This window comes from Prevotella sp. Sow4_E9_plate, assembly GCF_052116205.1.
Taxonomy (GTDB): Bacteria; Bacteroidota; Bacteroidia; order Bacteroidales; family Bacteroidaceae; genus Prevotella.
The window spans coordinates 225,546-252,209 of record NZ_JBQKLN010000001.1; the positions used below are offsets into that span (position 1 = coordinate 225,546).

General features: G+C 41.4%; 16 protein-coding genes and 2 pseudogenes. 15 read left to right on the plus strand and 3 right to left on the minus strand.

The features are described from left to right. The first annotated feature begins 247 nt into the window (after positions 1–247). The 11 genes and pseudogenes from ACTQ53_RS00845 (at position 248) to ACTQ53_RS00895 (ending at position 16,561) form a co-directional block, all read left to right on the plus strand. Entirely contained in the window at positions 248–778 is a 531-nt protein-coding gene (locus ACTQ53_RS00845) for a GIY-YIG nuclease family protein (RefSeq protein WP_441931667.1), read from the plus strand. Between the two features lie 19 nt (positions 779–797). Further along, positions 798–1,733 (plus strand): helix-turn-helix transcriptional regulator, encoded by a 936-nt coding sequence (locus ACTQ53_RS00850; RefSeq protein ID WP_254973325.1) that lies wholly within the window; start codon positions 798–800, stop codon positions 1,731–1,733. A gap of 37 nt (positions 1,734–1,770) precedes the next feature. Further along, the gene (locus tag ACTQ53_RS00855; RefSeq protein WP_254973327.1) at positions 1,771–1,941 is read left to right on the plus strand and encodes a hypothetical protein; all 171 of its coding nucleotides are present in this window, start codon (positions 1,771–1,773) and stop codon (positions 1,939–1,941) included. Positions 1,942–2,243: 302 nt separating this feature from the next. After that, a pseudogene (locus ACTQ53_RS00860) lies at positions 2,244–4,004 on the plus strand (AAA family ATPase). A gap of 237 nt (positions 4,005–4,241) precedes the next feature. Next, complete coding sequence (locus ACTQ53_RS00865) at positions 4,242–4,394, plus strand: protein tyrosine phosphatase (protein WP_119229223.1); 153 nt, start codon at positions 4,242–4,244, stop codon at positions 4,392–4,394. A gap of 569 nt (positions 4,395–4,963) precedes the next feature. Beyond that, positions 4,964–7,468 (plus strand): phosphoadenosine phosphosulfate reductase domain-containing protein, encoded by a 2,505-nt coding sequence (locus ACTQ53_RS00870; protein WP_441931669.1) that lies wholly within the window; start codon positions 4,964–4,966, stop codon positions 7,466–7,468. A 10-nt stretch (positions 7,469–7,478) separates the two neighbouring features. Beyond that, the gene (locus tag ACTQ53_RS00875) at positions 7,479–10,979 is read left to right on the plus strand and encodes a hypothetical protein (protein ID WP_441931670.1); all 3,501 of its coding nucleotides are present in this window, start codon (positions 7,479–7,481) and stop codon (positions 10,977–10,979) included. Then, positions 10,969–13,407, plus strand: coding sequence for a BREX-4 system phosphatase PglZ (gene pglZ, locus ACTQ53_RS00880; protein ID WP_441931671.1), 2,439 nt, complete (start codon positions 10,969–10,971; stop codon positions 13,405–13,407). The genes ACTQ53_RS00875 and pglZ overlap by 11 nt, the downstream gene beginning before the upstream one ends. Before the next feature lie 11 nt (positions 13,408–13,418). After that, on the plus strand, positions 13,419–14,858 hold the full coding sequence (gene brxL, locus ACTQ53_RS00885; RefSeq protein ID WP_427879503.1) for a BREX system Lon protease-like protein BrxL: 1,440 nt from the start codon (positions 13,419–13,421) through the stop codon (positions 14,856–14,858). 360 nt (positions 14,859–15,218) lie between these two features. Continuing rightward, a complete protein-coding gene (locus ACTQ53_RS00890) occupies positions 15,219–15,563 on the plus strand; it encodes a HigA family addiction module antitoxin (protein ID WP_441931673.1) in 345 nt (114 codons plus the stop codon). Positions 15,564–15,898: 335 nt separating this feature from the next. Continuing rightward, positions 15,899–16,561, plus strand: coding sequence for an HU family DNA-binding protein (locus ACTQ53_RS00895; protein ID WP_441931675.1), 663 nt, complete (start codon positions 15,899–15,901; stop codon positions 16,559–16,561). 630 nt (positions 16,562–17,191) lie between these two features. On the opposite strand, the gene ACTQ53_RS00900 is transcribed toward ACTQ53_RS00895, so the two are convergent. From ACTQ53_RS00900 to ACTQ53_RS00910, 3 genes and pseudogenes are all read right to left on the minus strand, one after another. Then, a complete protein-coding gene (locus tag ACTQ53_RS00900; protein ID WP_441931677.1) occupies positions 17,192–20,398 on the minus strand; it encodes an efflux RND transporter permease subunit in 3,207 nt (1,068 codons plus the stop codon). 20 nt (positions 20,399–20,418) lie between these two features. Next, the gene (locus ACTQ53_RS00905) at positions 20,419–21,474 is read right to left on the minus strand and encodes an efflux RND transporter periplasmic adaptor subunit (RefSeq protein WP_441931679.1); all 1,056 of its coding nucleotides are present in this window, start codon (positions 21,472–21,474) and stop codon (positions 20,419–20,421) included. A gap of 171 nt (positions 21,475–21,645) precedes the next feature. Further along, positions 21,646–21,786 (minus strand): annotated as a pseudogene (locus ACTQ53_RS00910) (IS1380 family transposase); the annotation flags it as partial. Positions 21,787–21,936: 150 nt separating this feature from the next. Between ACTQ53_RS00910 and ACTQ53_RS00915 the strand changes: the two are divergent. From ACTQ53_RS00915 to ACTQ53_RS00930, 4 genes are all read left to right on the plus strand, one after another. Further along, positions 21,937–23,064 (plus strand): helix-turn-helix domain-containing protein, encoded by a 1,128-nt coding sequence (locus ACTQ53_RS00915; RefSeq protein WP_294969850.1) that lies wholly within the window; start codon positions 21,937–21,939, stop codon positions 23,062–23,064. 172 nt (positions 23,065–23,236) lie between these two features. Next, positions 23,237–23,494 (plus strand): hypothetical protein, encoded by a 258-nt coding sequence (locus tag ACTQ53_RS00920; RefSeq protein ID WP_294969847.1) that lies wholly within the window; start codon positions 23,237–23,239, stop codon positions 23,492–23,494. A gap of 14 nt (positions 23,495–23,508) precedes the next feature. Further along, entirely contained in the window at positions 23,509–25,146 is a 1,638-nt protein-coding gene (locus tag ACTQ53_RS00925) for a hypothetical protein (protein WP_441931683.1), read from the plus strand. Positions 25,147–25,192: 46 nt separating this feature from the next. Beyond that, positions 25,193–26,482 carry a hypothetical protein gene (locus ACTQ53_RS00930; protein WP_288773315.1) on the plus strand — a complete coding sequence of 430 codons (1,290 nt, stop codon included), beginning with the start codon at positions 25,193–25,195 and terminating at the stop codon, positions 26,480–26,482. Positions 26,483–26,664 lie beyond the last annotated feature (182 nt).

Genomic DNA, 26,664 nt, shown 5'->3' on the forward strand with positions numbered 1-26,664 from the left:
CTTCAGAGATTTTATGTTAAACTTTACTTTTATGTTTATCTTTTTATGATAGCGTGCATAATCCCACTGAAGTTTTTCATTGAGCCATGCTGATGGCTGACTCCTCATATCTTGTAGTGCAATTGCTTGCATGATATGGGTTATTTTTTAAGTTTATAGAAATATTTTTCTCGCTGACACGTTTTGTCGCTAAGATTTATTATCTTTGCTGCATCAATTAGAATGTCAAACAATAAAGAGTAAAAATATGGATATAAACGAATTATTTAATCAGTTTACACTCTTTGACCCCGCAAAAGGGCAAAGAGCTAATCTTCCTGCTGTGGAAGGCAATTATATAGTGGTGCTAAAGGCTGGTTGTAATATTCCAGACGTTTTGGGTAATTTCAAATATACAGAAGTCTCTTTGCATGGAGTGGATTATCGCGTGTTATATACAGGTGTAGCTTCAAATTTGAAAAGTCGAATATGGACAAATCATCTGCATGGTAATGGTGGTAATTCTACTCTTAGAAAAACTTTGGGTAGTTTGTTTGGTTATCAGAAGATTGCCAGAGATAAAAATTACCAAATCAATAAAAAAACGAAGTTTGGTGCGGAAGATGAAAATAGTTTGACTGCATGGATGGAGCGTAATTTGCTTTTTGCTTATCTTGCCAATGACAAGAGAAATGAGTTGGAATCTTTTTTAATCGACAGTCTTTTGCCACCTCTTAATGTTGAGGGTAGTAAGGCAGCAACTTTAAAAAGAGTGCATGAACTGAGATGTGATAAGTAAGAAGTAAACATATACTTTTATGGCAAGACAAATAGATGGCATTCGCCGAATGTTGCTTATCATCAATAAGATTTATGCAACCAATGGTCTGTATGGGAACAGCTGTGTTTCCGTACATGACCTATTGAGTTATATTAATGACCATGTGGATGCTCCTATCTCAGAAAGAACTCTGCAAAGAGACATCAATGACATAGAAATGCTGTTTCATATAGAAATTTCCTTTGATAGGGCAACGAATAGTTATCGCATCAATGAGAGATTTTCGAGCAGGGAGGATAGGCTTTCCGAAATGCTCCTTAACTTCGAGTTGCTCAATGCTGTGGATGAGAGTCCTAACATGAGGTCGTATATTTTGCCAGAGCATCATCGGGCTGTGTTCAGCAAATATATGCCTCAACTGATATATGCGGTGAGAAATCAGCATACCATCTCCTTCCAATATGTTCTGTATCGACATGGAGGTGAGCTGATAACGAAAGAGAATATCTTGCCTCATTATATCAAGGAATCTAACCAACTTTGGTATGTTTTGGCTTATGATGCAAATGGATATCAGCTAAAGGCATATGGAATAGATAGAATCCGCAATCTTGTGGTGCATGATACCCTGTTTGAACGAAACGTAGATATTGATGTGAATGGGATGTATCGTGATTGTTATGGTATTTGGAATGACGAGAGTTTGCCCGTAGAGGAGGTTATCTTGCAATATGACAATAGGGATGGCTATTTCTTGAAGGCGATGCCACTGCATCATACTCAGAGGGTTTTGGTGGATGATGGAAAAGTGTTCCAGATTTCTGTACATGTCAAGATTACCAATGACTTTGTGATGGCATTGTTGTCTCGAAGCCGTTCTTTGGAGGTGATTGCGCCTATGCATCTAAGAAAACGAATTATGGATGTTTATAGGGACGCTTTGGTAAGAAATTCTGTACCAATGATATATTAAACAAAAATATTGAATCGAATAAATAGTATTGTTGCCTATGGATTACTTTTATGTTGATATAGAAACGGAACTGGGGGAGATGTTGACCTATTATGTCGCGGCGATGGATGAGGCTCATGCCGAGGAGCTTGCTACCATTGCTTTCGAGAATGGGGAAATAGAATGTATGGGGATTCAAATCGTAAGCATTTATGCTTATAGGGCATAAATTTCTTTGCATAGAATGCCTACGTTTGATGAAGATGGCAAGTTGTATTTCATAGACCCGATTATCCGGTTAAAGAAGTCGGGAAGAGAGATATGGGAGTATCTTTATTGAACAAGATATGTATGATGTTTGTAAGTTCTTCTTTTCGATGATTCACTATAATACATAGAAAAATCCCTGCTGTAGGAAAGGCTTCCTATGGCAGGGATTTCTTATTTGAACAAAAAAGCAGTGAAAACTTTGGTTGTTTCAAAATAAAGCCGTAACTTTGCATATGTAAACTGGTTAAATTTCATAGCATGATGAAACAGCAAGTAAAACAAGTACCATACGGAGTATCTGATTTTGCCGCGGTGATGAGTCAGAATCTATATTATGTCGATAAGACGATGTTTTTGCCAGAGCTGGAGAAGCAGCCTCGCAATCTCTTCTTCGTCCGTCCCCGTCGTTTTGGAAAGAGCCTGTTTCTCAGTATGCTCTACTCTTACTATGACTGTAATCAGAAGGAGAGTTTCGAAAAACTCTTCGGTAGTTTGTGGATAGGGCAGCATCCTACATCCCTGCAAGGAATTTACCAGGTACTGTTCCTGGATTTTTCTCAGATTACAGGTAAGATTGAAATTTTGGAGGAAAGATTCAATGCCTACCTCTGCATCAAGTTGGATAGTTTTGCAGAGCAGTATGCCGCATATTATGGTGATAAGAAGGTTCAGGAAATCAAGGCGAAGACACAGTATGCTGATAATCTTTGATGCAGCCAAGGCAAATCATTTTCAGCTTTATCTTATCATCGATGAGTATGATAATTTTACTAATGTGGTGCTCAATGAGCATGGTGAGAAAGTGTATCATGCCATTACTCATGCCGATGGTTTCTATCGTGATGTCTTCAAGAAGTTCAAGGGAAACTTCGAGCGCATCTTCATGATGGGTGTCAGTCCTGTAACCCTGGATGATGTAACCAGTGGTTTCAATATTGGATGGAACATCTCTATCAAACCGGAATTTGATGAGATGCTGGGCTTCTCTACTGTTGACGTCATCGAGATGTTCTCCTATTATAAAGAGCATGGCTGCATCCCGGCGGATAGTGATATTGATGCCATCGTCAACGATATGAAGCCTTGGTACGACAACTATTGTTTTGCCAAGCAGGCTTTGCGTAAGGATGTAAGAATGTTTAATTGCGATATGGTGCTCTACTATCTCCGCAACTACATGGACTATGGTCAGGCTCCAGAGCAGATGATAGACCCGAATACCAAGACCGATTATGGCAAGATGAAGAAACTCTTGCAATTCGATAAGTTGGATGGCGAGCGCAAGGGTATCATCCGCAAGATAGCGGAAGAGGGACAGATTGTTGCCCAACTGGAGGAGCAGTTCGCTGCCTATCAGATACCGAAGGCTGAAATCTTCCCAAGTGTGCTTTTTTATTATGGTATGTTGACCATCAAGGGTACACGTGGTTCTAAGTTGATTTTGGCATTCCTAATAATAATGTTCGCAAGCAGTATTACGGATATTTGGAAGAAGAGTATCAGGCAAAGTCGTATGTGGATACCAACAGATTGACGGATTACTATTATGATATGGCTTATGATGGTGTATGGGAGGAAGGACTGCGTTTCATGGCTGAAGCCTACGCTAAGGTTTCTTCTGTGCGTGACGGAATAGAATCGGAGCGAAATCTGCAAGGTTTCTTTATGGCATACTTGAACCTCAACGATTATTACATCACGGCTCCCGAATTGGAGTTGAATCATGGCTATTGTGATTTCTTCCTGTTGCCTGATCATACCCATTATGCCAGTCAGCACAGCTATATCCTTGAACTCAAGGTTCTTTCTAAAAAGGAGTTTGATGAAGAGTTGAAGGATGTCTTGAAGGAAGATGGTAGCCCTATGAAAAAGTCGGAGAAGCAATGGTTGGATGCTGTGGAACAGATTAGGCGATATGCCGATGCTCCAAGGGTTGAGGCTCTTCGCCAGGGCACAACTCTTCATAAGATTATCATGCAGTTCAAGGGCTGGGAGTTGGCAAGGATAGAGGAAATAGAGTAAAAGATAGGGTTTATAACTCTATCTTTTATCATAAAACATCCTACCGCATTTTTCAAGAAGTGTCATTGATGTTTAGTTGTTAATAATCAGAAAGATAACTGACGTTTTGAGAGCAAAAATGAGACTATGAGACTTTTTTCGCAGAAAAAACTTATTATAGGGTTGCTTTAGTTTCAAAAATAATCCATATCTTTGCAGTCGTTTGGATGCTCATAATTTAATAATGGAGGATTGGATATGAATAAATTAACAAGAGAAGAGGCACTTAGACGTTGGAAATCTTCCAAGGCCACAAAGAAAGCCATGGTTGATAAGATGCAGAAGATGCTTTATGAAGACTACAAACTACGTACAGGCGAGGTGCCTGTGAGATTTAATGTCTTGTTGTAGCTGCTTTTGGTTTTATATAAGCTTCAGGTTGTGTGTTATGCTTCATTTTCGCTTCGGAAATGAGGCTTTTTTATGTTGTTGAGCATCTAAAAACAAATTTATCTGTATTTTGTTGAATAAAGATGCTTTAGTTTCAAAAATAATCATTACCTTTGCTGTTGCATTCTCTTGCAGAAAGCCCGAAGGGCTGAGTGGGTGGGTGCTACTTTTATGAAATAGAGCGTTTATCTGACGCTTGTCTTTGACGTGCCGTAACTTCGCAACTTACAAATACAGTCAAAGAACAAGGCAACGGTAGATGTTCACGGTAGGTATATTATACCCTGCCGTGTGTTGTCGTATACATGTATTGTTTGCGGCTGCCCACGCATGGGATGATATATGTCATGCGTGGGCTTTCTGCGGTTGTCCGTTCTTACTGTATGGGCAATGCGAAGGCCTCGGCACGTGGGATGGGCAACAGGCGAATCCCACGCTTTTTTTCTTAAGGTGAACTAATTAAACTTAAACAGGCATTTTCCGCACTTGGGGATTCTACGGATTAAAAACAAAAGAAAGGGAAAACTTAAGTGTATAAGGTAACATGGGACAAGGATGTGAATGGAGTGAGGTTGCACTCACGTATTGTAGAAGGTGTATTGGGTACATCTCCAAGACCCGTGTTCTATGAAGAACTTGATCTCTTAGGATTAGACAAACTTGGTTGGAAGTATCCTCATTGCGAAGAGCCTCTCCTTTGGGCTATCAATAAGCAGTATTATTATAAGGGCGAGTTGGTTTTCGAAGCCAAGGGAGCTAACATCTATGATGCGGCTACTATCATTTTGCAACCAGCTGGTGAGCAGTTGGTGCTGGAACCTATCGATGTTGATATCATGTTGGAACGCAACAAGGATAAGATGTTCCTTTTGGAAAGTGAGGCGATTGAGTTTATTCACGAGACATACGAACAGTATGCCCGTGCTCGTAAAACCGTACAGGCTGCATCTGCTAACACATTAGACTTTGAGGCTTTAGCCCAAAAAGCGGAGAAAAAGACTAAGAAAAAAATGGCGATTGTTAAAGAGGATTGTGACTCATTTGATATTATGCCATTGGAGGAAGCTAACAATGCAGGAAAACGAGTTTATCAAACTACAAAAATAGACAAGTTTATTGCTTCTTTTTCTGGAGGCAAGGATTCGCAAGTTGTACTTGACTTGTGTACCCGTGCAATTCCAAGTACCGATTTTGAGGTGATTTATAGTGATACAGGCTATGAGTTGCCACCTTCCTTGGAGCTATACGATAAGATTCAAAAGCAATATAAGGAGAAGTTTCCTGATTTAAAATTTTCATTGGCTCGTAATCACGATAGTGTTTTGAACTATTGGGATAAGATAGGTACGCCTAGTGATAAGCATCGTTGGTGCTGCGCTATCATGAAGACTGCTCCTTTGTATAGAACCATGAAAGGACAAGATAATAAGCAATTAAAGGTGTTGGCCTTTGAAGGTGTTCGTGCAGAAGAAAGTCAGATGCGTTCTAACTATGATAGAATTGGTAGGGGAGTAAAACATTCCACTGTAATAAATGCTCGTCCTATTCTACGTTGGAATACGACAGAGATATTTTTATACCTTTTCAAGTATGGGCATTATATTAATGAGGCCTATCGATTAGGTAAACCAAGAGTTGGATGCGTAATTTGTCCATTCTCTTCTCCTTGGGATGATATGATTGTAAATAGAACATATCATTCCAAATTGTCTCCATTTTTGGATAGAATTATTGATATGGCTAAGCAAAGGCGGATTCCCAACTTAGACGAATATATCAAAGAAAGAAAATGGAAATTGCGTGCGAGTGGTCGAAATTTGGAAACAACTCGTACAAAGGTTATGTTTAAGTCGCTTACTCCAAAATTTTCGGCAAAAGTTATTGGGGGACATAAGCAGATTATAGACTGGTTGCCTGTTCTTGGTGTATTTAATACAAAGGAAAAAGGCAAAAAAATAAATGGAGAATTAAAGATTAAAGATAAAGTTTATAAGTTTGATATAGAATATACTGATAAGGAAAATTATACTTTTACGGTACCAAATGTTACGGACCCTCAGTTGATACCCTTGTTAAAACGAGTTGTCTATAAGAGTGCGTATTGTATTAACTGTGAAGGTTGTGAGGTTGAGTGCCCAACAGGTGCATTGTCAGTATATCCTTCGGTGAACATTAATAAAGATAAATGTGTACATTGTCATAAATGCTTGATGTTTCATGATAATGGCTGTATTGTAGCAAATTCATTAATAACTAATATGGAAGATAAAGGCAAGATTGGAAGCATTTCCAAATATGGAACGTTTGGAATCCATGAAGAATGGGTGGAGGAATTTTTGAGTGATCCAGAGTCTTTTTGGACATGTAATTCTTTGGGTAATAAACAGGTTGACAGCTTTAAGGCTTGGCTTAAAGATGCAGAGTTTATTGACTCTAAATGTAAGCTAACAGGGTTGGGAACTTTTTGTTCGGAAAATTACATAGACCAGAGTAATTTAATATGGGAGATTATTTGGGTTAATCTTGTTCATAATAATGCACTTATTGATTGGTACGTAAATGGAATTAAGGTAAATCAAACATTTGCGAAGCCTTTATTGGATGAGTTGGCAATGGAAGCATTTGGGGCAAGTTTTTCTCGTTCTTCTGTAGTATATTCTATGGGGGCATTGTTGCAGGTTTTCAAGTATTCTCCAATAGGTGAGGATATGGGACAAGGTGTTGTACAAGGAAAGAATAATTATCTTAGAATGGCGCATGATAGTGTGTCAGATGTGGCAATTGCATATTCTCTATACAAGTATTCTAAAGCTAATGGAGTGAAGACGTTACGTGTGTCAGACTTCTATAATGAAACTTGTCGTAAGGGACCTTTTAAAGAGTTTGGTATTGGTAAGGAGGTGTTCTTTAAAAAACTGAGAAATTTAAACTCGGCTAAAGATCGTCTCTTGATAGCAGAACTTAATATGGGACTAGATAGCATCACTCTGCGTGATGATATTGATTGCTTTGATGTTTTGAAACATTTAATGTAAAATAAAACTTATGGCGACTAAATATAATGACATCGTAACGCTGCGTTCAATGAAACCAGCTTACAATATTAAGTATGAAGGACCTGATGATTGGAAATCCTTTATAGCGAATGACCAATTTAATGATTTGTTACGAAAGACGATAAGTGCTGTTCGTAACAATGATGCTGATAATCATAAGCCTATTTGGATTGCAGGTACTTATGGCTCTGGTAAAAGTCATGCAGGTGCTGTCTTGAAGCATTTATTGTGTGATTCAATTGATAAGATAACAGAATACGTAGATGAGGAATATCATGACTCGAAATACGACTTGTTAAGAAATTCCTTGATGAACTTGCGCCATGATACTCGTCTTTTTCCTGTTAACTTATATGGACAACAAGATATTGCCCATGAGGCAGACTTGTCCCTGCAATTACAAAAAGAGGTAAAGAATGCCTTGAAAAAGGAAGGTATCTCTATTACCGTGCAAACAGACTTTGATAATTATATTCAACATATTGAAAATGAACCAGCATTTTGGGAAATGCTGATTCAGAATAATGATGAATTGAGAAGCGTAGCTCCAAGTACGGATAAGTTAAAGTCGAGACTCCGTAGTTGTGATACTGAGGTGCTGGATAGGATGCGTATGGCTTTACGGAATGGAGGTTATAGTATTCCTCTTCAAACTGCAAACTTGCAAAACTGGCTTTTTGAAGTGCAGGGGGAATTGCGTAAGCAAGGAACGTATAAAGGATTGTTAATTATATGGGATGAGTTTACTGATATTGTGCGCTCTGATATAGGCGTTCAGTTGCTTAAAATCTTGCAGAATATAGCAGAAGCAATGATGAGCCCTGAAAATGACTCGTATTTCTTGTTTTTGTCTCATCCTTCTGCACTGAACTCACTGAAGGAGGCTGAAAGAACCCAAACTATGGGACGTTACCATTATGTTACATACAATATGGAAACAGTTTCAGCTTTTAGAATTATGTCCAAGAAATTTAAAGTGGAAGACAGGGAGAAATACGAACTGCATCGCCAGTACTTTTGTTCTATCTTGGATGAATTGTTAACGGAGTTTTCTAGTTCGTCAACAGATCCATCGCAGACAAAAGCTGATTTGTCTAATTTGTTCCCATTGCACCCTGCGACAGCAAACTTGGCAACCTATTTTGCTCGTGAAGCAGGTTCTTCAAGTAGAAGTGTATTTGAGTTCTTGGCTTGCAATGAAGTAAAGGCATTCTTTGATGATGAAGAGGCCTATGCAAATAAGGAAACTATAACTTCGGATTATCTATGGGATTACGTTCACGAGTATTTTGAAAGTGATTCTGTGCGTTTTGGTGCCGTTACGGAAAGGTTTAATTCGAATCATGTTACAGTAGAAGCACAGGGTAATGAGTATTTAGCTGTATTCAAAGGTGTTTTGCTGTTGAATGCTTTGAATAATATAGCCAATGAGTCAAGTGTAACTCCAAGTGAAGAAAATATCCTCAAGTTGTTTGAGGGTACAATGTTGTATGATAATGTTCCTGCCATATTATCTTACTTTAATGAAAAGGGCATTATTCAAAGACAACCTGATGGCAATTACTCTATCTTGTACACTGCTCTTCCATCCAATGAAATTCAAGGCATAAAGGACGATTTGCGAAAGACAACATACCTCTATACAGATGAGGTTATTGTCTATGGAGGTGTTGCTAATGCAATGATAGATAGATGGCTTTTGAAGGCTACACGTCAGGTGAGTTTTAAGTTTTTCTCTTTGTCAAGTAATGAATATGTGCTGCTGAATAAGTTAGAGAATTTTGCTCGAACAGCTCTATCTTATTCTGTGGTTTTAGCAATATTTGTAGGACGAACAAAGCAGGAACTTCTAGAACTCCAAGCTATAGTAGAAAAAGCTGTAAAAGATGAGCGTTTTCAGAAAATTTGTTTCTTTGTCGTGGAAACACCAATGGACGAGAAGAAATATGAGCGTTTCATCGAATATCAAGCTAATGCAACTTGTGCCCAAAAGCATGGACTTGCAGATCAAAAGGAAACATATTCCAAGAATTCGGAAGAGATGATTTCTAATTGGATGAGTGAAATACGGAGTGGAAGTATAACTTGGTATTTACATTCAGAACAGGGAGTTATCTCAGGCAGTAAAATTGCATCTGCTTTAAATACGAATATTGCGCCAAAGATATTTACGGCAGGTTTGGAGTCTTTGATGCTGATTCAAATGCGTAGTTCAAATACTTACTGGAAAAAAGCATCCGTAAAGGCAACTGTGGATTCTGTATTGTCTTATAATACGAAGCAAGAAGTGTATGACAAGTTGGTGCCACAAGCCAAGCATGTTGAATATCTTTTCCAGGATAGCTTAGATGATAACCTTGAATGGAAGCAAGATGTAGGCGAGGAACATCCTTTGAAAAAAGTATCGAATTATATAGATTCTGTATTGAAGAGATATAGGACAAATAATCAAGTCTTTAATTTGGGTGAAAAACTATTAGATTTGACAAAACCACCTTATGGATTATTCCAGTCTTATGGTCCAATGGCGATGGTTGCATTTGCCATGCGTAAATATGTAGGAAAAATATTTGATACTAATGGTAAGCCGAGAACAGCTAAACATTTAGTTGATGATATTGTAGAGATGTTCAAGGTTTGGGAAAGTGGTAAGACTTCTACCAAACTCAACTTTATGTTTGAGAGTAAGGAAGCTGGTAGCATAACAAAAAATCTAATAAAGAGATTTAAGTTAGATAGACTTCCTGGGTATTCTGATGTCAGCAGTTTGACAGATGCACGTTGGGCTATGACTCATGAGTATTCTGCTAGTGTTGGTTATCCTCTTTGGTCTTTGAAATATGTGCCAGAGTGTTCTGACGAGAATAGAGAACTGATTGATGGAATCATCAAGGTAATTACCGATTCGGAAAGTGTTAAGAATCCTCAGCTTATGAGTAAAGTTGCAGAAGGATTGAAGAACAATATAGACTTGGGGAACCTCTTGCTTGAATCTGCCAATAACTTTGAAAGTGGTTTTAAAAATTATGTCATGACTCTGGAATATATCAATATGACAGAGCCTGAGTTTGCTGAGGCCAAGCAATTTCTAGAAGGACATTTGGAAGGAACTATTGGACTTTGGACAGAACGTGGAGTGGAAGATACTCTTAAGAATTGGCGTTTGGCACAGCAGCAACAACGTCTTCGTGAGGAAAACGAAAAGCGTTACCTGGAAGAGCGAGAAAAGTTCAAGCGTGCAGCTGCACAACAAGGTGAAACTTCTGATGCAGCCCCTGCTTGGATGAATACCGATGGATATGGACAAGAGAATCCTAAACAGGCAGCAGATCCACAAGGAGAAACTCAAGAATTGAAGATGAAGCGAATCGATGTTGCTAAAAAAGTGATGCCTTTGGCTTCCAGTCAGATGATGCGTGAGTTATTGAAAGACTTATGTGAAAATGCTGATGAACAAACCCTTAATATCATAATAAAGCATGTTGGATGACGATAGATTTAAAACAATTGCTTCCTTTGAAGAACTGAAGGCTCTTATAGAGGAAGATAAGAATATTAATGGACTGGGAGCGGCTACGGCAAACCGCTACCCAATCCGTTTTGTGCTGTTTGATAACTTCCATGATAGCTTTGAGTTTGTGATGTATATGCTTGAAGAATGTGGCGTTGCGGTTCAGAGTGTGGATAAATGGATAGACCATGATTATCCAGATTTGATGATAACTTATCAAGAATTGAGTGAACATATTGCAGACTATATTATTTCTCTTCGTGGTCGTGATAGCGTCATTACTCCTTTTTCTGAATTAGCTAGATTTTATGATAATCAGTCAAGCCATACCTTTGATGCTTTAATCAAGACCATGAAGTCGATTGAAGCATCTGTAGAAGGAGTGGAGAATCAACAGAGAATCTACATCCCTATTATCGGTTTGGAGGGTAAAATGAGTACTTTTGAAAATGATACTCAGATAAATGTTTGGCATTTGCATGATGAGAATGCGATAGGGGAGAACTATACGATGGTTCTTGTTGATGATGATTCTTGTTATGGAGTAAAGCATGTTGAAGAGCAAGCCAATGTTGTACATTCTGTAAGTGAATGGCTGAGTATTTGGAAGAATACAGAAGTACATAAGCGTAAGACCATCATTAGTACGTCTGATTCAATTTTTGCCAATGCCAAATTTGCTCAGCCAGACAATGCTTTCAGCTATGTATGTCCAAAGAATGCGTTTGAGTTCTTGAAACTGGGACTGCATTTGGAATTTGGGGATATGTTGTATCAGAAGAGTGACGAGGAAAATTGGAAACTTTTGGCAGAACAGATTGATTTGACAAAGAATTTCGATTTATGTTCTTTCGTCCAACATTATTTTGATGTAAATGAGATTACGTCTTATAAATCCTTTTTGAAGATATGGTTTGCTCATAGCAGTAATTTTGATAGGTGGTTGCTATGCTCTTGCTATAAATTGATGAATCAAACTGACGGGTACTTAACTGCTTGCTTGTCAAAGCTGACGAATTATACTAATGCTGATTTGTTTACAGAGATAGCTATGTATATTACTTCTGTTAAGACAGAGATGGAAGAACGTAGATTCTGTTTGAATGAGGCGGCAAAGCACCATGTACAACTATCAGAAAGTATAGAGGTTATTATTGGTAATCGATTAGAAAATATTGCCAAGCAGAGTGGAGCTCATGAAGCCATTAAATATTTTTCTGGTATAACTATTAAGGAGAAAGAACTGGCCATAGTTTGGTTAGGTAAGAAATGTATATCTGTAAATGAAGTCAAAGATTTCTTTCCTGAATTGTTTGACTATATGCAAGTTCAACCTATGCTGACACCTAACTGTATGTGGCTTTCTTCGTATATTGATGAGTATAAGAAGGCAAAACTGGGTAACATTTATACTGACGAAATCAAAACTGCAATTTCGGAGCATAATGCAGATTGTGTGGCTTTCGATACTTGGTATCAATCGCTAAAGACTACTCGTTTTTTGTTGGCTGGTCGTAATGATATTGATGTGTATTATTGGATAGATGGTTTGGGCGTGGAATGGATTCCATTTATTCAAGCTATCTTAGCAAAGCATCAGCAAGATAATATCTATCTAAATGAAGTAATGGTAGCTAGAGCTTTGTTGCCAACTACAACAGAGATTAACAAGGTAGAATTACAACATTTATCTGACGTTGATATCCAAACAATGAAAGTGGGTGATTTGGATTCTATGGCGCATCAGTCTAGTAATCGCTATCCTAACACCATCATATCAGAAATGAGTATTGTGGAAGATGCGGTTGAGAGCATCATAAATAAGTATGCAGGTAAGAAAATTGCTATAGTCAGTGATCATGGATTGACTTATCTCTCACAGTTGCAAGGTGGCTTGAACTTGGCTGGTTTTGATTCTGATCATCATGGTAGATTGGCAGTATGTAAAATAGGAAAGGCTACCAATGACAAAAACTATTTAATCTTAGAAGATGGAAATACTGTTTGCGCATTGAATCATAAGTCTTTATGCAATAAGGTTCCAAGAGACCAAGGTATTCATGGAGGATGTACACCAGAAGAAGTAATGGTACCAATATTTGTGATTTCGAATAATCCAAATAATAACCATTGGAGTGTGGTAGTTCTTTCACAAGAATTGACAACTGTCAATCCTCAAGTCAGACTTAGAATAAAAGGATTGTCAGCTTCTGATATTCCTTATGTTGTCTATAACAACAAATCATATCCATTGACAAAGTTGGGTATGGATGAGTTTATGACAGCTCCACTTGAAGCTAATGAAAATGACAGTGAATTGAGTGTGCTTGTGGGAGATAAGGTGATAGATAGATGTTCTATTCTTTGGAAAAAAGCAGCTCAAGAAGAAGATTTGTTTGATTTCTAAAACAGAAAAGTATGAAAGAAGAATTACAGCAGAAAGTAAGACAGTATTTCTCTGCGATGTCGATATATAAGGATCCTAAGGCAACTAATAGTATCTTTGCAGGTCGCAATTTACCTTCATTTGTAAAGGATTATCTTTTGAAAAGATATTTGAATATCAATACTGGTGAGATAGATACATTAGGTCTTAATGCTTTCTTAGATAAGGTGATACCTGCTAATGGTGGTACTGTTAAGGATGATATTCTAGCAGGTAAGGAGGTAACTTTGCTGGCTCGTTTTTCTATCTATATTGATTTGATAAAAGGAGTAAAGCAGTTTGCAATTCCTGATTATGGTATTAAGCAAAAAGAGGGAATTATTCCTGATTATGTGTATGCTAAACATCCGGGTGAATTGGTTGATGGCGAGAAATGGGGTATTGTAAAACTCTGCTTGTTGCCAGACGATAATAGTAAAGGTGATAAAAATCATGTTCGTATGGTTGACTTTAAGCCATTCAAACCTTATAGTTCTGTTGATATAGAGTATCTGCGTGAAGCTCGTCAGTATTTTGACATAAATGAGTGGATTGATGTTTTATTGTCGGCGATGGAATATGATCCAGATGGGTTTACCTCTATGACTCAGAAAATGGAGTTCCTATCTCGTCTGTTGATTTTTATTGAGCCTCGCCTGAATGTAATAGAACTGGCTCCCAAGGGAACAGGAAAATCATATGTATTTGGTAACTTGTCGAAATATGGTTGGCTTGTGAGTGGTGGTAAAGTTACTCGTGCCAAGTTGTTTTATGATAAGCAAAAGCAGCAAAATGGCATTATTAAAAATCATGACTTCACCGTTTTTGATGAAATTCAAACCATTATCTTCCAGGAACCTGCAGAGATTCAAGCAGCATTGAAATCATATTTGGAAAGTGGAAAGACAACAATAGACAACAATGAGTTTACATCAGAATGTGGATTGATGTTAATGGGTAATATACCATTATCAGCTAATCATCTGCCTATTTCGCCCAACTATTTTGATACGTTGCCAAATAACTTTAAGGAATCTGCTTTGCTTGATCGCTTTCATAGTTTCATAGAGGGTTGGAAGCTTCCTCGTGTCAATGACAGTATGATATTCAAGGGATGGACTATCAACGTGGAGTATTTTTCTGAAATTATGCATACCATGCGTATTCAGAATTCGTACGGATTGTTATTTGATGAATTAGTGGAATTTGAGGCGAAGTCTGATGTTCGTGATTCTAAGGCAATTAAGCGCATTGCTACTGCTTATATGAAGCTACTTTTCCCTCAATGGCAGAAAGTGGAGGATGTAGATAAAGAAGCATTTGACCTTTATTGTTTGCAACCAGCAGTCTATCGTCGTGGTATTATAAAGGAACAGTGTCATTATATTGATCCGGAGTTTAAGATAAGGATGCCTGAAGTTAGGGTGATATAAAATAGGTAATCTTATATATTCGTTAGAGCAAAGAAATAAAGTAACAAACGGTGGAGACTTATCAGTAGCCTTCACCGTTTCTTCCAGTTTATGCTTGGTAGAATCGAAAAGTTGGTGGGGTTCATCTGATGAAGGTCACCAAACCTAAATGTCTTGAAAACAAAGACTTGCAAGATAGATATTGTGACATATTTCACGAAAAAGAGCTGAGTTGCAAGTCGGGAAGTAATCAAATCTTATGAATTTTAACACAGATAATCATAATTATAGTTGTTAAGCAAAAGTTTCCTTCACAAAATTTGTGAATATCGAATTTAAATATTATCTTTGCAACATCCAACCATTATAAATAATATAGTTATGAGCAACGATAATAAAACAACAAAGGAAATGCGAGCAAACGAGATGACTCCAGCTTTTCCTACGCATCCAGGGGATGTTCTGAAGGATGAGATAGAATACCGTGGAATCTCTCAGCGCCAGTTGGCGGAGGAAATGGGGATTGCTTATTCTGCCCTGAACGAAATTCTGAATGCTCGTCGCCCAGTAATGGAAAAAACGGCCCTGCTCTTTGAGGCTGCACTTGGAGTGAATGCTGAGCCTTTGTTGAAAATGCAGATGAGATATAATCTGCAATCTACTAAAAGTGATTCTACTTTTATGACGAGATTGGCAAAAGTAAGAAGGGTGGCTGCAGCCTTGTAAAAACAGAAGATATGAATAGTGATAATATAGATTTTGTAACTTGTTGCATTGGCTACTTGTCTCGTTGCTTGGGATAATATAATCAGCAAGTATATCAACGTCTTAAGACTTCTGGTATACTTGCTGATCTGATTTTTTACACAGATAATCATAATGTATAGAGTCTGATAACTCTATCTTTTATCATAAAACGCCCATTTATAACTCTATCTTTTGTCATAAAACTCCCTTTTATAACTCTATCTTTTAGCAAAGTTAACATAAAATAATTGCATATCTCACTAATAATCAGTATTTTTGCGCATAATCTTTTAAAGAATCAAAAAACTAAAAATATGGCTAGAGCAACAGGTTCAATCAATTATTTGGAGCATCGCACGCCCTTGAAGGACGAAAGCGGTAAGTATCAGATACATCCGATGTTCGTAAAACGGGATATCGTTGACCAGGAGAAGATGGAGAAGCGTGTTCGCGATCATTGTGCGATGAACGTTTCGTCCTTTATCTCCGCATTGGAAACGCTGGAGGATGAAACGCTTTACGCCTTGGCTGAGGGCAACGAGGTGAGGGTAGGCGATATGTTTATCGTCAAGCCTAAGCTGGGGATGGTGAAGCATAAGGACAAGAATGGAATCGAATGGAAAAGGACCTATCATGAGGGTGATCTGATTCCAGCCAATGAGGTGGATATCTGCGGCTTGGAAATTCAGCCCACGAAGGAGTTTCTGGAAAGGCTGAAGCGCCACTCTAATGGCTGCAGCCGACAGTATTGGAGTGTGAAATCTACTCCAAAGGAGGCGGATAAGGAGTTTGCTGATATTGTAGAGATTTGTCAGCAGCAGGGTTATATCACGGTGAAGGATATGATTCGTGAATTCGGTGTCACCCGCTATCATGCCAATAAGGTATTGAATGATCTCTGTGAGGAACCGGCAGCCAGAATGTATGCTACCAAAGAAGGTTCTGTTACGATCTATCGTTTGTGGAAGAAGGAATGATGATAGGAAGTTGAAGTAAACGGCTTTTGGGGTTCAAGTAAGTATCCTTTTGGGTTGAAGTAAGTATCTTCTCGGGTGCAATCAAGTATCTTCCCAACTGTTGCCGCTAGGCTCGGCAGCTCTGCTGAGCCTAGTCAGCAAGTCTGCTGACTGCAGTCAGCACCTCTGTCGAGCTTAGTGGCAACCCCTTGTTATCGTACAACTATAACCCCTTTAGTTGTACGGTTATAACCTGTTTAGTCGTACGACTATACACCCTATAGTTGTACAATCGTAGCTTTATAGTCGTACAACTATACACCTTTTAGTTGTACGACCATAATATGATGATACTTCCATGATACATTGATGATACTTCTTGCTGCATTTTTTCAAGAAGTGTCATTGATGTTAAGTTGTTAATCATCAGTAAGATAACTGGTATTTTGAGGGCAAAAATGAGACTATGAGACTTTTTTCGCAGTACATATATATATAGATAGATAAAGAAGTAGAAAGAGTTTTCATCAAGGTAAAAGTTTATATTTAGGTTTAAATTGCAGTTTTATTATCTCAAAAGATAAGTAGGATTTTAGGTTCGGTTTATGAAAAGTGAAGCCTGCCGGCAGTGATGCCGGCAGGCTTCTGCGTTTACTGCTTCCTCAAACTATACTTGCCGTGCTTGTCGAACACGAGCCAATAGAGCACAGGCAGGATGGTGGCGATGAGTACCATCGAGATAAGCGTACCGAAGAAGATAACGGCTCCCATTGGCGACCACAGCGTATTGTTCTCTACCATCATAGGCAGTACGCCTACCGAGGCGGCTGCCGATGTAAGGAAGATAGGGCGCATGCGGCGCTCGCCAGCCTGGAAGGCGGCTTCCTTTACTGATAACCCCTTGTCGCGGCGCAGTTCCTCGGCATAGTCGAGCATGATGATGCCGTTTCTTACCAGGATACCCATCAGGCTCACAATGCCCAATATGCAGGTAAGACTCACGTCGAAACCCGTAACCAGAAGGCCTATCGCTGCACCGAAGATGCAGAGCGACATGGACGAGAGATTCACCAGTGCCAGACTGATGCGCTTGAAATGGAAGAGCAGGATGAAGAAGATGATTAAGGCTGCTATCATCACGCCCGATGTAACCTGAGGAAGGGTTTCGGCATCCTTTTCTGCCATACCGCCAATCTCCCAATCAAGACTGGAATCTAGCGGGAGTTTGGATACTTCCTGCTTCAGCTCGTTGGCCAATTGGTTGGCATTGAATCCCCTTAAAGGTTCACCTATGATAGAGATGGTACGCACGCCGTTTCTGCGTATGATGCTGCCGTCGTGCCAGTCGGGCGAAATCTTAGCCAGCTGGCGGAGTGGAACGCTCGATGTTCCTCCCATCACGGGGATGTATTCATTGGCAAGGTCGCTGTCGTTTTCCGATTTCAGAACCATCTTCACCGGATAGTCGCCTTCCCAAAGGGTGGCCATCGGGATGCCATCGCCATAATGAATGGCAAGGTCGGCAGAGAGTATGGTCTTATTCACACCCAGCCGGTTGGCCTCGGTAGCATCTGGAGTTACCCTGATGCCAGGCAGGGGCTCTTCGTAGTTGGTACGAATCAGGTTGATGCCTTCTATCTTGTGCATGCAGGCTTCTATCTTCCTGGCGGCAGCCTTCAGGTCGCCCATGCTGTCGCCGCTCACTCTTACTTCGATAGGGTAGGTGGCGTTGTTGTAATCCATCTGCTTGAAGCGGATGTAGCAGTCGGGAAAATAGTTGGAGTATCGGTCGGCATATCGGTCGAGTACCTCTTCTGTGGCATCGTTATCTACCGTATTCACGATAAACTGTGCAAAGTTCTCACCGCCAATCTGTGGCGCATAGGTGGTGTGGAAACGGGGTGAACCCTGACCAACAAACGTGGTTACGGCTGTTACCTGCGGGTCGCGCTGCAGAATGCGGGCCATAGAATCTGCCACCTGTGCGGTTCTTGCAGCGGTGGTTCCGCTTGGCAAATAGAACTCTACGGCAAACTGGTTTCTCTCGGCGATAGGCATCATTCTCTGCGGAAGATGTACGAAGATGATGGCTCCGGTGCTCACCAGCATGATGCCCACAGCGAGGGTGGTGCGTGGAAAGGCGAAACAGCGTTTCAGCAACCAGGTATACCCCATCTGCAGATAGTCGAGCGGCTTTTTGCGGGCGTTGGGCTTGTGCTGGCTGCTGATGCCCTGGTGAATCACCATATACTGTAAATAAGGTGTGAGCAGCAGCGAAACCATGAGCGAGATGCTCAGGATGATGAACATAGCCCAGGGGAATGATTTTACGAAATCGCCCATGTCGCCATGCATGGTAAAGAGGAATGGGAAGAAGGTGAGCGAGATGCAGAGCGTGGCAGAAAGCACCGACATGAAGAATTCTCTAGGAGCGGCGATGGCTGCATGCCAGCGCGACATGCCATGGCCCAGCTTCTCCATGTAGTTGTCGATGATAACCACGGAATCATCCACCACCATACCCAGTGTTACGATGAGGGCAGCCAGTGTAACGGTGTTCAGCTCCATGCCGAAAAGATAGAATATGCCCACCGACGAGAAGATGGTGATAGGGATGCTGAGGGCTGATACCTCTGCCACGCGGCGCGGCATGAGCAGGATGACCACGATGATGACGGAGATGACCGATATGAGCAGCTCGCGCAGGAAGTTTAGCACCGATTCGCTTACCACCTTGCTCTGGTCGGTAATGGTATTGATGTGTACATCGCCTGGCAGGGACTGCTCAAAATCAGCCATCATCTTGTGTACGTCTTTTCCCATCTTCACGATGTCGTTTCCCGGTCGCATTTCAATGGATAGGAGCACGCATTTGTTGCCGTTGCTCTTGATGTATTTATTCAGTTTCGGATATTCTCTTTTAATCTGTGCGATGTCCTTCAGGCGCACGATGTTGCCCTTGGGGTCGGAATATACGATTTGTTCTGCCACATCCCGCTCGTTGTTGTAGGAGTCGGTGATGTGGATGGGCAGGTTGAGGTTGCCCATCTCCAGGTTTCCGCTCACGGTGGTGAAGCCCTGCAGGGCAAGGTCGTTCAGAATCTTATAGGGGCCGATGCCGTATTTGGCCAGTTTGTTCTGGTCCAGGCAGATGCTTATCTGTTCGTTTTCCAGTCCGTAGGTTCGCAGGTTCGAGATGGCATCAATGCGGCGCAGTCTGTCCTTCAGCTGGTCTATGTATGTATTCAGTTCCCTATAGGTTTTCTGCTTGCTTTCCATCGTGATGAGCAGGGTAGAGGTATCGGCGATGTCATCCACAGCCTGCAGGGCAAGGACACCCGTAGGAAGGGAGCTCTTGAAGGCCTGCAGGCCATGCTTGAACTTGCTCCAGAAGGCATCCCGGTCCTCCACGTCGTCGTTGAGTTCCAGGAACACGATCAGCATGCCGTCCTTACTCTGGGTATAGGTCTTTTTCTTGTTCACCTCCTTGTATCCGAAGATGAAGTTCTCCAGCGGTTTATCCACCCGTTCTTCCACCTCTCCGGATGTAGCGCCCGGATATACGGCTACGCAGGCACCCTGCCTGATGGTGAATTGCGGCATCTCCTGCTTGGGCATGATACAGATGCCGAGTATGCCTAGAAATACGAGCATGCCCATCAGAAGCATCACGATGTTGTGGTTGCACATCGCCGACTCGATGAACGAGCGCTTGATGATGCGGTTGGGCTTCCTGGTGATGCGTGCCTTGATGTGGTCGCGAAGGGCGGTGTCTCTCTCCGGCTTTTTGGAATCCTCCGGTTTGTTTGTCTCTAGCCTTGTCTCTTGGCTTGTCTTTTGCCTTGTCTCTTGATTCATATCTTTTCCCTCCACTTTTTTTATCGGTTATCGCTTTTTGCTGTATCTACATTCATTCCTTCAGAAACTTTCTGCTGGCCATTGATGATAACCTGGTCGCCAGCCTTCAGTCCCGAAAGGATGACGATGCCGTCGCCTTCGAAATCGCCGGTAGTTACGGGTTGCTGATGTGCCTTTCCGTTTACCACGGTCCATACGAATCGGGAGTTATCTATATCCAGTTCAATGCTTTGTGGCGGAACGGTGATGTGGGATGGGGTAGCAGCGCTACCCTGCACCTGGGCGTTGCATACCATGCCTGGGAGCAGACGGCCCTGCGGATTGGTGATGCCCACCTTGACATCGTAGGTATGCGAGATGGGGTTGGCATCGATGCCTTTTTCTGAAATCGTTCCCCGGAAAATGGCACCCGAAAGAGCGGCTACCGTCAGTTTCACCTTGTCGCCCACGTGCAGATGAGATATTTCAGCTTCGGGTACGGATACCTTGGCGTTGACTTGTGCCACATTGGCGAGTTTCAGCACAGGCTGTCCGGGGAGCACGTTGGTTCCCAAGTCCACGTTCTTGGCAGCGATGACGCCTGCAAAAGGAGCTGTGAGGGTAGAGTGGGAGAGTTGCTGGCGGGCGATGCTTTCAGCCGCCTTTGCCTGTTCCAGTTTGCTTTCTATCTCCACCCATTTCATATCCGAGATGGTTCCCGACTGGTGCAGGGGCAGGAATCTTCTGTAGGCATCCTGCGCCTGTTTCAGGGTGGTGAGTGTTGCCCGGTGAGCCTCCTTCACGGTGGTAGGGTTGATGGTGGCGAGCAGCTGTCCCTTGCTCACTCTATCTCCTTCTTCCACCCGTATGGAAGTGATGTTTCCGGCTATCTCGAAACTGAGTGTAGATCCCATCTTTTCCTCGATGGTTCCCACATAGTCTTTCGTTCCCCCCAGGTTTGTATTCCCCACGGAGATAGTCTCAACTTTCACGTTTTTCTTCTCTAGCTTGCTGGATTTTTCGGTGCATCCCGCCAGCATCATACAGCTGATAATGAATGCGACAAGCCATCCCGTTATAACATATTTCTGTTTCATATTGATTACATTTTGTTGTTTTTTGAAAAGATAATGCAAAGGTATGAATTTTAGCTGAATGCATAGGAAAAATAGAATTAAAAAAGATAAAAAAACAGTTCTTCTTCTACTACTACGATTTCCACGCTGTTCATAGTTTCAATCACGTTTTCCATGGAAACTACGTCTCTGATGCATCCAACCGAACAATCTACACCTTAGACCGAGGGTTGGGTCGATTACAGAAGACAATGTGGAGTCAAATTGCTCCATGACCCGAAAAAATCCTCCAAAAGGAGTGAGTTTCTCAGATTTAATTTGTATCTTTGCCATGTTATGTCAGAGTTTTGCTTGTTTTCTTTTCGCAACACTAAGATAAGTGAAAATTCTCACATGACAAAATCCTGAGCAACTTTTTGTTGTTCTGGGGCTTAAAAGGTTTGATTTATAATAGTGTTGCGGAATTAAGGTTATAACAATATTATGACATCGTTATTCATATTGCAACTTGTATGTTGCGTCATTACAGCCATGCTGGCATTGCAATTAGCCATGGCAAGTTTGCAGGTGAGATGGAAGGTGTGGCGCTACGAAATATCAAGATGGCTTCTCGTTGCATCCATGCTATTCTTCTCCGTCCACTACCTCTTACAGATGGTTCATGGATTCCGTGCACAAGGTACCGATGTGGGCGCAGCATTCAACATACTGTTCTATACCCCAGTGGCATTTGCCATCACTCTCTCCATCATCAACATAGAGAGCACAGGCAGCAAAGTGCGCCGTTATTGTTTACGTAGTATAATGGCATACATACTCATCGCCCTAGTTTTCATCATTGGCATATTCAAAAGTCATAGTTTACACATTGGCAATATGCTCTATGTGATGCTCGGTCTTTTTGTGGCTAGCATGGCATATTTTATCTTTATCATTCGCAAAGAAACAAATACCCGAAGGCAGAAGCTCATGGAAAATTTCGGAAGTGACTTGATTTCATACGTGCGCTATTCGCAAGCCAGCATCATTTTGCTATACCTTACTGCTGGACTTCTGCCTGTAGCAATCCTCTTCAATACCTTATTATATATAATAGGTCCCTTGATGTTACTCTCTGTCATCTTTTTCGTCCACACTTTCATTGCTATGGGCTATTACATCACACCCAAAGAAGTCATTCATGAGGAAAATGACGCAGAGGCAAAAGTCACGGAAGCTGAAGATATAAAAGACGGCAAGAATACTTATGGTACAAATATCTTGACAGCAAATAGAAAGATAGAAATAGAATTAGCCCTCAAGAAATGGTGTGAAGAGGGATTTTATAAGGACTATGAAGTTAGCATCTATTCGTTAGCTACCAAGTTGGGATACAAGAAAATCGAACTGACAGAATACTTCAACCAGTCAGAATATACCAATTTTAGAACCTGGCTTAGCGACATTCGCTTTAATGAGGCAGTTCGCATGATGAAAGCCAACCCCGAATATAGCATTGACGCTATTTCCACAGAGTGCGGTTTCTCATCCCACACATGGATTTATCGTATATTCAAACAGAAAACGGGCATGTCACCTAGCCAATGGCGCAAACAGTTTGTCTCCATCTAAGTGTGTATTTTTGTAATTATACATTAAATACTGTTTAAAAAGTAGTAGTTTTCCTAGGAAAGCTACTACTTTTTTTGTGGAAAAGCTACAACTACTATGGAAAAGCTACTATCACTTTCAAAATAAAAAAGCTATTTTTGTACTCGAATCAATAACATAACAGATAATGAAAATGACAGGAACAGAACCAACCATTTCAATTTCAGATGGAAATCTCATCATGATTGTTGTAGTGATCGTGGCTGTGATTATCATAGTGTTCATCCTTGTGATGATACGCGACTACCGTCTCTATCTGGGAAATCATTGGAATAAGAAATTCAGTTTCGCAGATTTCGTCAAGCAAGAACAGTTTTATATTTATATACTGTTGTTCTTCCTTCTTTTGGTAGGTTCGGAATTGTTGTTACAAAACGAGTATTCATTTTAAAACAATAAATAATTATGAAAAAAACGTATCTATTATTATTCATCCTCGCAATAGGAGCGGCGATGTTAACTGCTTGTACTGATGATGACAACAATGGGGGAAACGGAAATCCCAACATTCCTCTGGCAGAACTATCCAAGCCAAAGGCAAACCCTTGGCTGGCACAAGAGGAATACAGCATCACCCATTTCAATTCGGCTCAGACCGATGCTTTCACTGCAAAAGTGAAGGACGGCACGTTCTATGCCGACCTGACGAAATGCAAGGCAACAAGCTGCGGTCCTGTGAACCTCATGACGCTCGCATCCACTTCCCCAAAATACATGTGGGGAATGAGCAGCGACAGAGTATCTATCATAGACGTATCCAACGGCAACTTTGAAAGACTCGCAGAAGCTGGTTTGCCTGGAATAACAATGAAGAATCAAGAACAGCTCAATATCTTGACATCCAGCTACTCGTCTTACTCAGAACTTGCAACAGCCGTAACCGGAGTGCTAGGTGCTGCCCCACAGATGTCTATAGCCAATGGAAACTATGTGTTGTGCGACAAGGACAACTATGTATATACCAATGCTGGACACATCATGGCAAGGTACAGGCTGAAGAACCCAAATAATCCAAAGGAAGGCATAGAGCTAGACAGTCAGATTAAGCTCACACCGTATATCAACAACTCTTACACTCTGGTGGGAGCTACCATGACATACGATGGACATTTGCTCGTGGCGGCACAGAATGCTCTTGTTGTACTCAACCGTGAGTTGACCACGGTAGAAGATACCTACCCACTGGCAAGCACCCAGATATTGACGAACTCAATAGCAGTGGATGAGAACGGCGGGGTATATGTGGCAAGCAACGCCAAGGAGGCCAACGGCAAGGGACTCATGCAAAAGCTGATATGCAAGAATGGAAAGTTCTCTGACAGCGAAAGCGATGGAGCATGGAAAGCCGAGTATGACGGAGGTCCAATGGCACCATGTATCAAGCTCGGATATGGTACAGGATCAACCCCTACACTAATGGGATTTGGCAACGACGAGGACAAACTCGTGGTGATAACAGACGGAGCAAAGAAAATGAAACTCGTAGCTTTCTGGCGTGACGCCATACCTGCCGATGCCAAGCCTGTAGATTCTGGCAACAAGCGTTTGGCAGGAACGTTCGACATAACGTGCGGATTACCAACCTCTACCGAATGGGTACAGTCGGAGCAATCCGTAGTAACCGCAGGATACGACGCTTTCGTGGTGAACAACATCAGCCAGACAACGGAAAAGATAAACGACAAGATTATAGGCGTACTAGCAATCGGTCCTACCATAGAGACTCCTAGAGGTGTTGAATGCGTGAGCTGGAACACAAAGGAGAACAAGTGGGAGACTAAGTGGACACGTGCTGACGTCAGTTCACCAAGTATGATTCCTGCTGTAAGCACATCGTCTGAAATGGTATTCGTAAGTGGATGGAACGATGCCATAGGATGGGAAGTAACCGGACTCGACTGGCGCACCGGCACCACACGCCACCGCACAATCCTAGGCAAAGACAATCGGGCCAATGGAGCATATGCCATCATACAGTTCTTTGACAATGGTGACTTACTCTACAACTCGGTATCTGGACCGTTCAGAGTGGAAATCAAGTAAAACAGAGTGAGGACAAAAAGTGTATGAATTTTAAAAAACAGGAAGTATGAAAATCAAGCAAATTATCATGACCTCATTGCTAAGTTGTATCATGGCAATGACTTTCATCGCATGTTCCGATGATGACAGCAACAACGATATAAAAATCCCTACCTTGTCGCCTAAGGAGCAATGGGGCCCAACCCTGAAAGGCGATGGTGAGGTTCTCGGAGCATACCCGGACTTATATTCCAATTATTGGGAATACACCTATCAGGCAGGCCAAAATAGTGACAAGATTTTATGTCTGAAAGGAGAATACCCTCATTGCAGATATTTCAGCATATCACTATACAATGATATGACAGGAGACGTTTTCGCAGGCATCGATGACCAGGACATCTCGGCAGATAACGGAAGCACGAATCCTTTCGTCGCAACCACTACGGGAAAGAACTATTTCACCCTCTATGTGGTGCCAAACGGAACGCCACAAAGCGTAATAGACAAACTTGGTTCAGAGAATGTGGTGAAAGTTGCAGAAGGTGTGAACAAAGTAGCCATTGCTCTCAGACATTACCTGGGAACTACTGCTGATGGAAGCCAAAAAGACGAATACGCAGGAGTAGAACTTCCAGCCATTACCGCACTCGACATGAACTTGCATGAGACCTTCGTGCCAGAACACGTTGCATCAAATGTCTATAAGGTAACATCGAAGGTGTTTACACAGAAATCCGACGAAAACAGGGAGATGCCATTCTTCCTTGCTCCAGTTGGCAGGTACTATCCAAACAACTCCACGTCATACCTTTATGGAAGAACGCATTTGCGCGAGGACTCTGTGCTCACATTCTCCTTCATACCGGCCACGGTGCCAACAAAGCCTGAGGAATACAGAAAAGCTGTGACACGTTACTGGTCTATCTGCATTGGCTCAGCAAGCGACACACGCTCATATATGTCTGTATATGATGCGAAGGCTCGCTATGCCGATGGCAAGAAAGCAACATTTGTGGTTTGCCTGAAAAAGAATCCTAAGCTATCAGCCATACAGAGCAAGGTGAACGAAATGAATGCCAACGGAGAGTATGTCAATCTCTTCATTTGGGACAGTGAGAAAAAGAACATAGACGGCAATCCTATCGGAGAGATTGTGGCTGTCATGTATAGGAACATTCTTCCAGACAGGGAATGGAAACACTCCATCGCAACCATGACACCTACAGCTTACAAGGATGATACTGGCGAGCCTATCGACCATGTGACCGATCCCGACAAGCAGCTTGCTCACAAAGCTCTTGGCGACTATGGACCACTTGGTGTTAAGGTAAGCAACGATGATTTCTTGCAGTAATCATGAAACGAAGGTATTCGTATTGAAATAGGTGTTTTTTGATATTGATATAGAGGAATCGGCACATATAATACCTCAGTTCGGGATAAGAAATAGTGCCTAAAAAAGTTGGTAATCTCCGATATTTTTTGTATCTTTGTAGTTGAAATCCAATTAGTTACAAACATAAAAAGATATCATTA

Excerpts from the sequence above, each read along its gene's own strand:
- pglZ (WP_441931671.1), top strand. The coding sequence starts at position 10,969 with ATGTTGGATGACGATAGATTTAAAACAATTGCTTCCTTTGAAGAACTG.
- ACTQ53_RS00915 (WP_294969850.1), top strand. The coding sequence starts at position 21,937 with ATGACATCGTTATTCATATTGCAACTTGTATGTTGCGTCATTACAGCC.
- ACTQ53_RS00930 (WP_288773315.1), top strand. The coding sequence starts at position 25,193 with ATGAAAATCAAGCAAATTATCATGACCTCATTGCTAAGTTGTATCATG.
- ACTQ53_RS00850 (WP_254973325.1), top strand. The coding sequence starts at position 798 with ATGGCAAGACAAATAGATGGCATTCGCCGAATGTTGCTTATCATCAAT.
- ACTQ53_RS00905 (WP_441931679.1), bottom strand. The coding sequence starts at position 21,474 with ATGAAACAGAAATATGTTATAACGGGATGGCTTGTCGCATTCATTATC.
- ACTQ53_RS00875 (WP_441931670.1), top strand. The coding sequence starts at position 7,479 with ATGGCGACTAAATATAATGACATCGTAACGCTGCGTTCAATGAAACCA.
- ACTQ53_RS00895 (WP_441931675.1), top strand. The coding sequence starts at position 15,899 with ATGGCTAGAGCAACAGGTTCAATCAATTATTTGGAGCATCGCACGCCC.
- brxL (WP_427879503.1), top strand. The coding sequence starts at position 13,419 with ATGAAAGAAGAATTACAGCAGAAAGTAAGACAGTATTTCTCTGCGATG.
- ACTQ53_RS00900 (WP_441931677.1), bottom strand. The coding sequence starts at position 20,398 with ATGAATCAAGAGACAAGGCAAAAGACAAGCCAAGAGACAAGGCTAGAG.
- ACTQ53_RS00890 (WP_441931673.1), top strand. The coding sequence starts at position 15,219 with ATGAGCAACGATAATAAAACAACAAAGGAAATGCGAGCAAACGAGATG.
- ACTQ53_RS00855 (WP_254973327.1), top strand. The coding sequence starts at position 1,771 with ATGGATTACTTTTATGTTGATATAGAAACGGAACTGGGGGAGATGTTG.
- ACTQ53_RS00920 (WP_294969847.1), top strand. The coding sequence starts at position 23,237 with ATGACAGGAACAGAACCAACCATTTCAATTTCAGATGGAAATCTCATC.
- ACTQ53_RS00925 (WP_441931683.1), top strand. The coding sequence starts at position 23,509 with ATGAAAAAAACGTATCTATTATTATTCATCCTCGCAATAGGAGCGGCG.
- ACTQ53_RS00865 (WP_119229223.1), top strand. The coding sequence starts at position 4,242 with ATGAATAAATTAACAAGAGAAGAGGCACTTAGACGTTGGAAATCTTCC.
- ACTQ53_RS00845 (WP_441931667.1), top strand. The coding sequence starts at position 248 with ATGGATATAAACGAATTATTTAATCAGTTTACACTCTTTGACCCCGCA.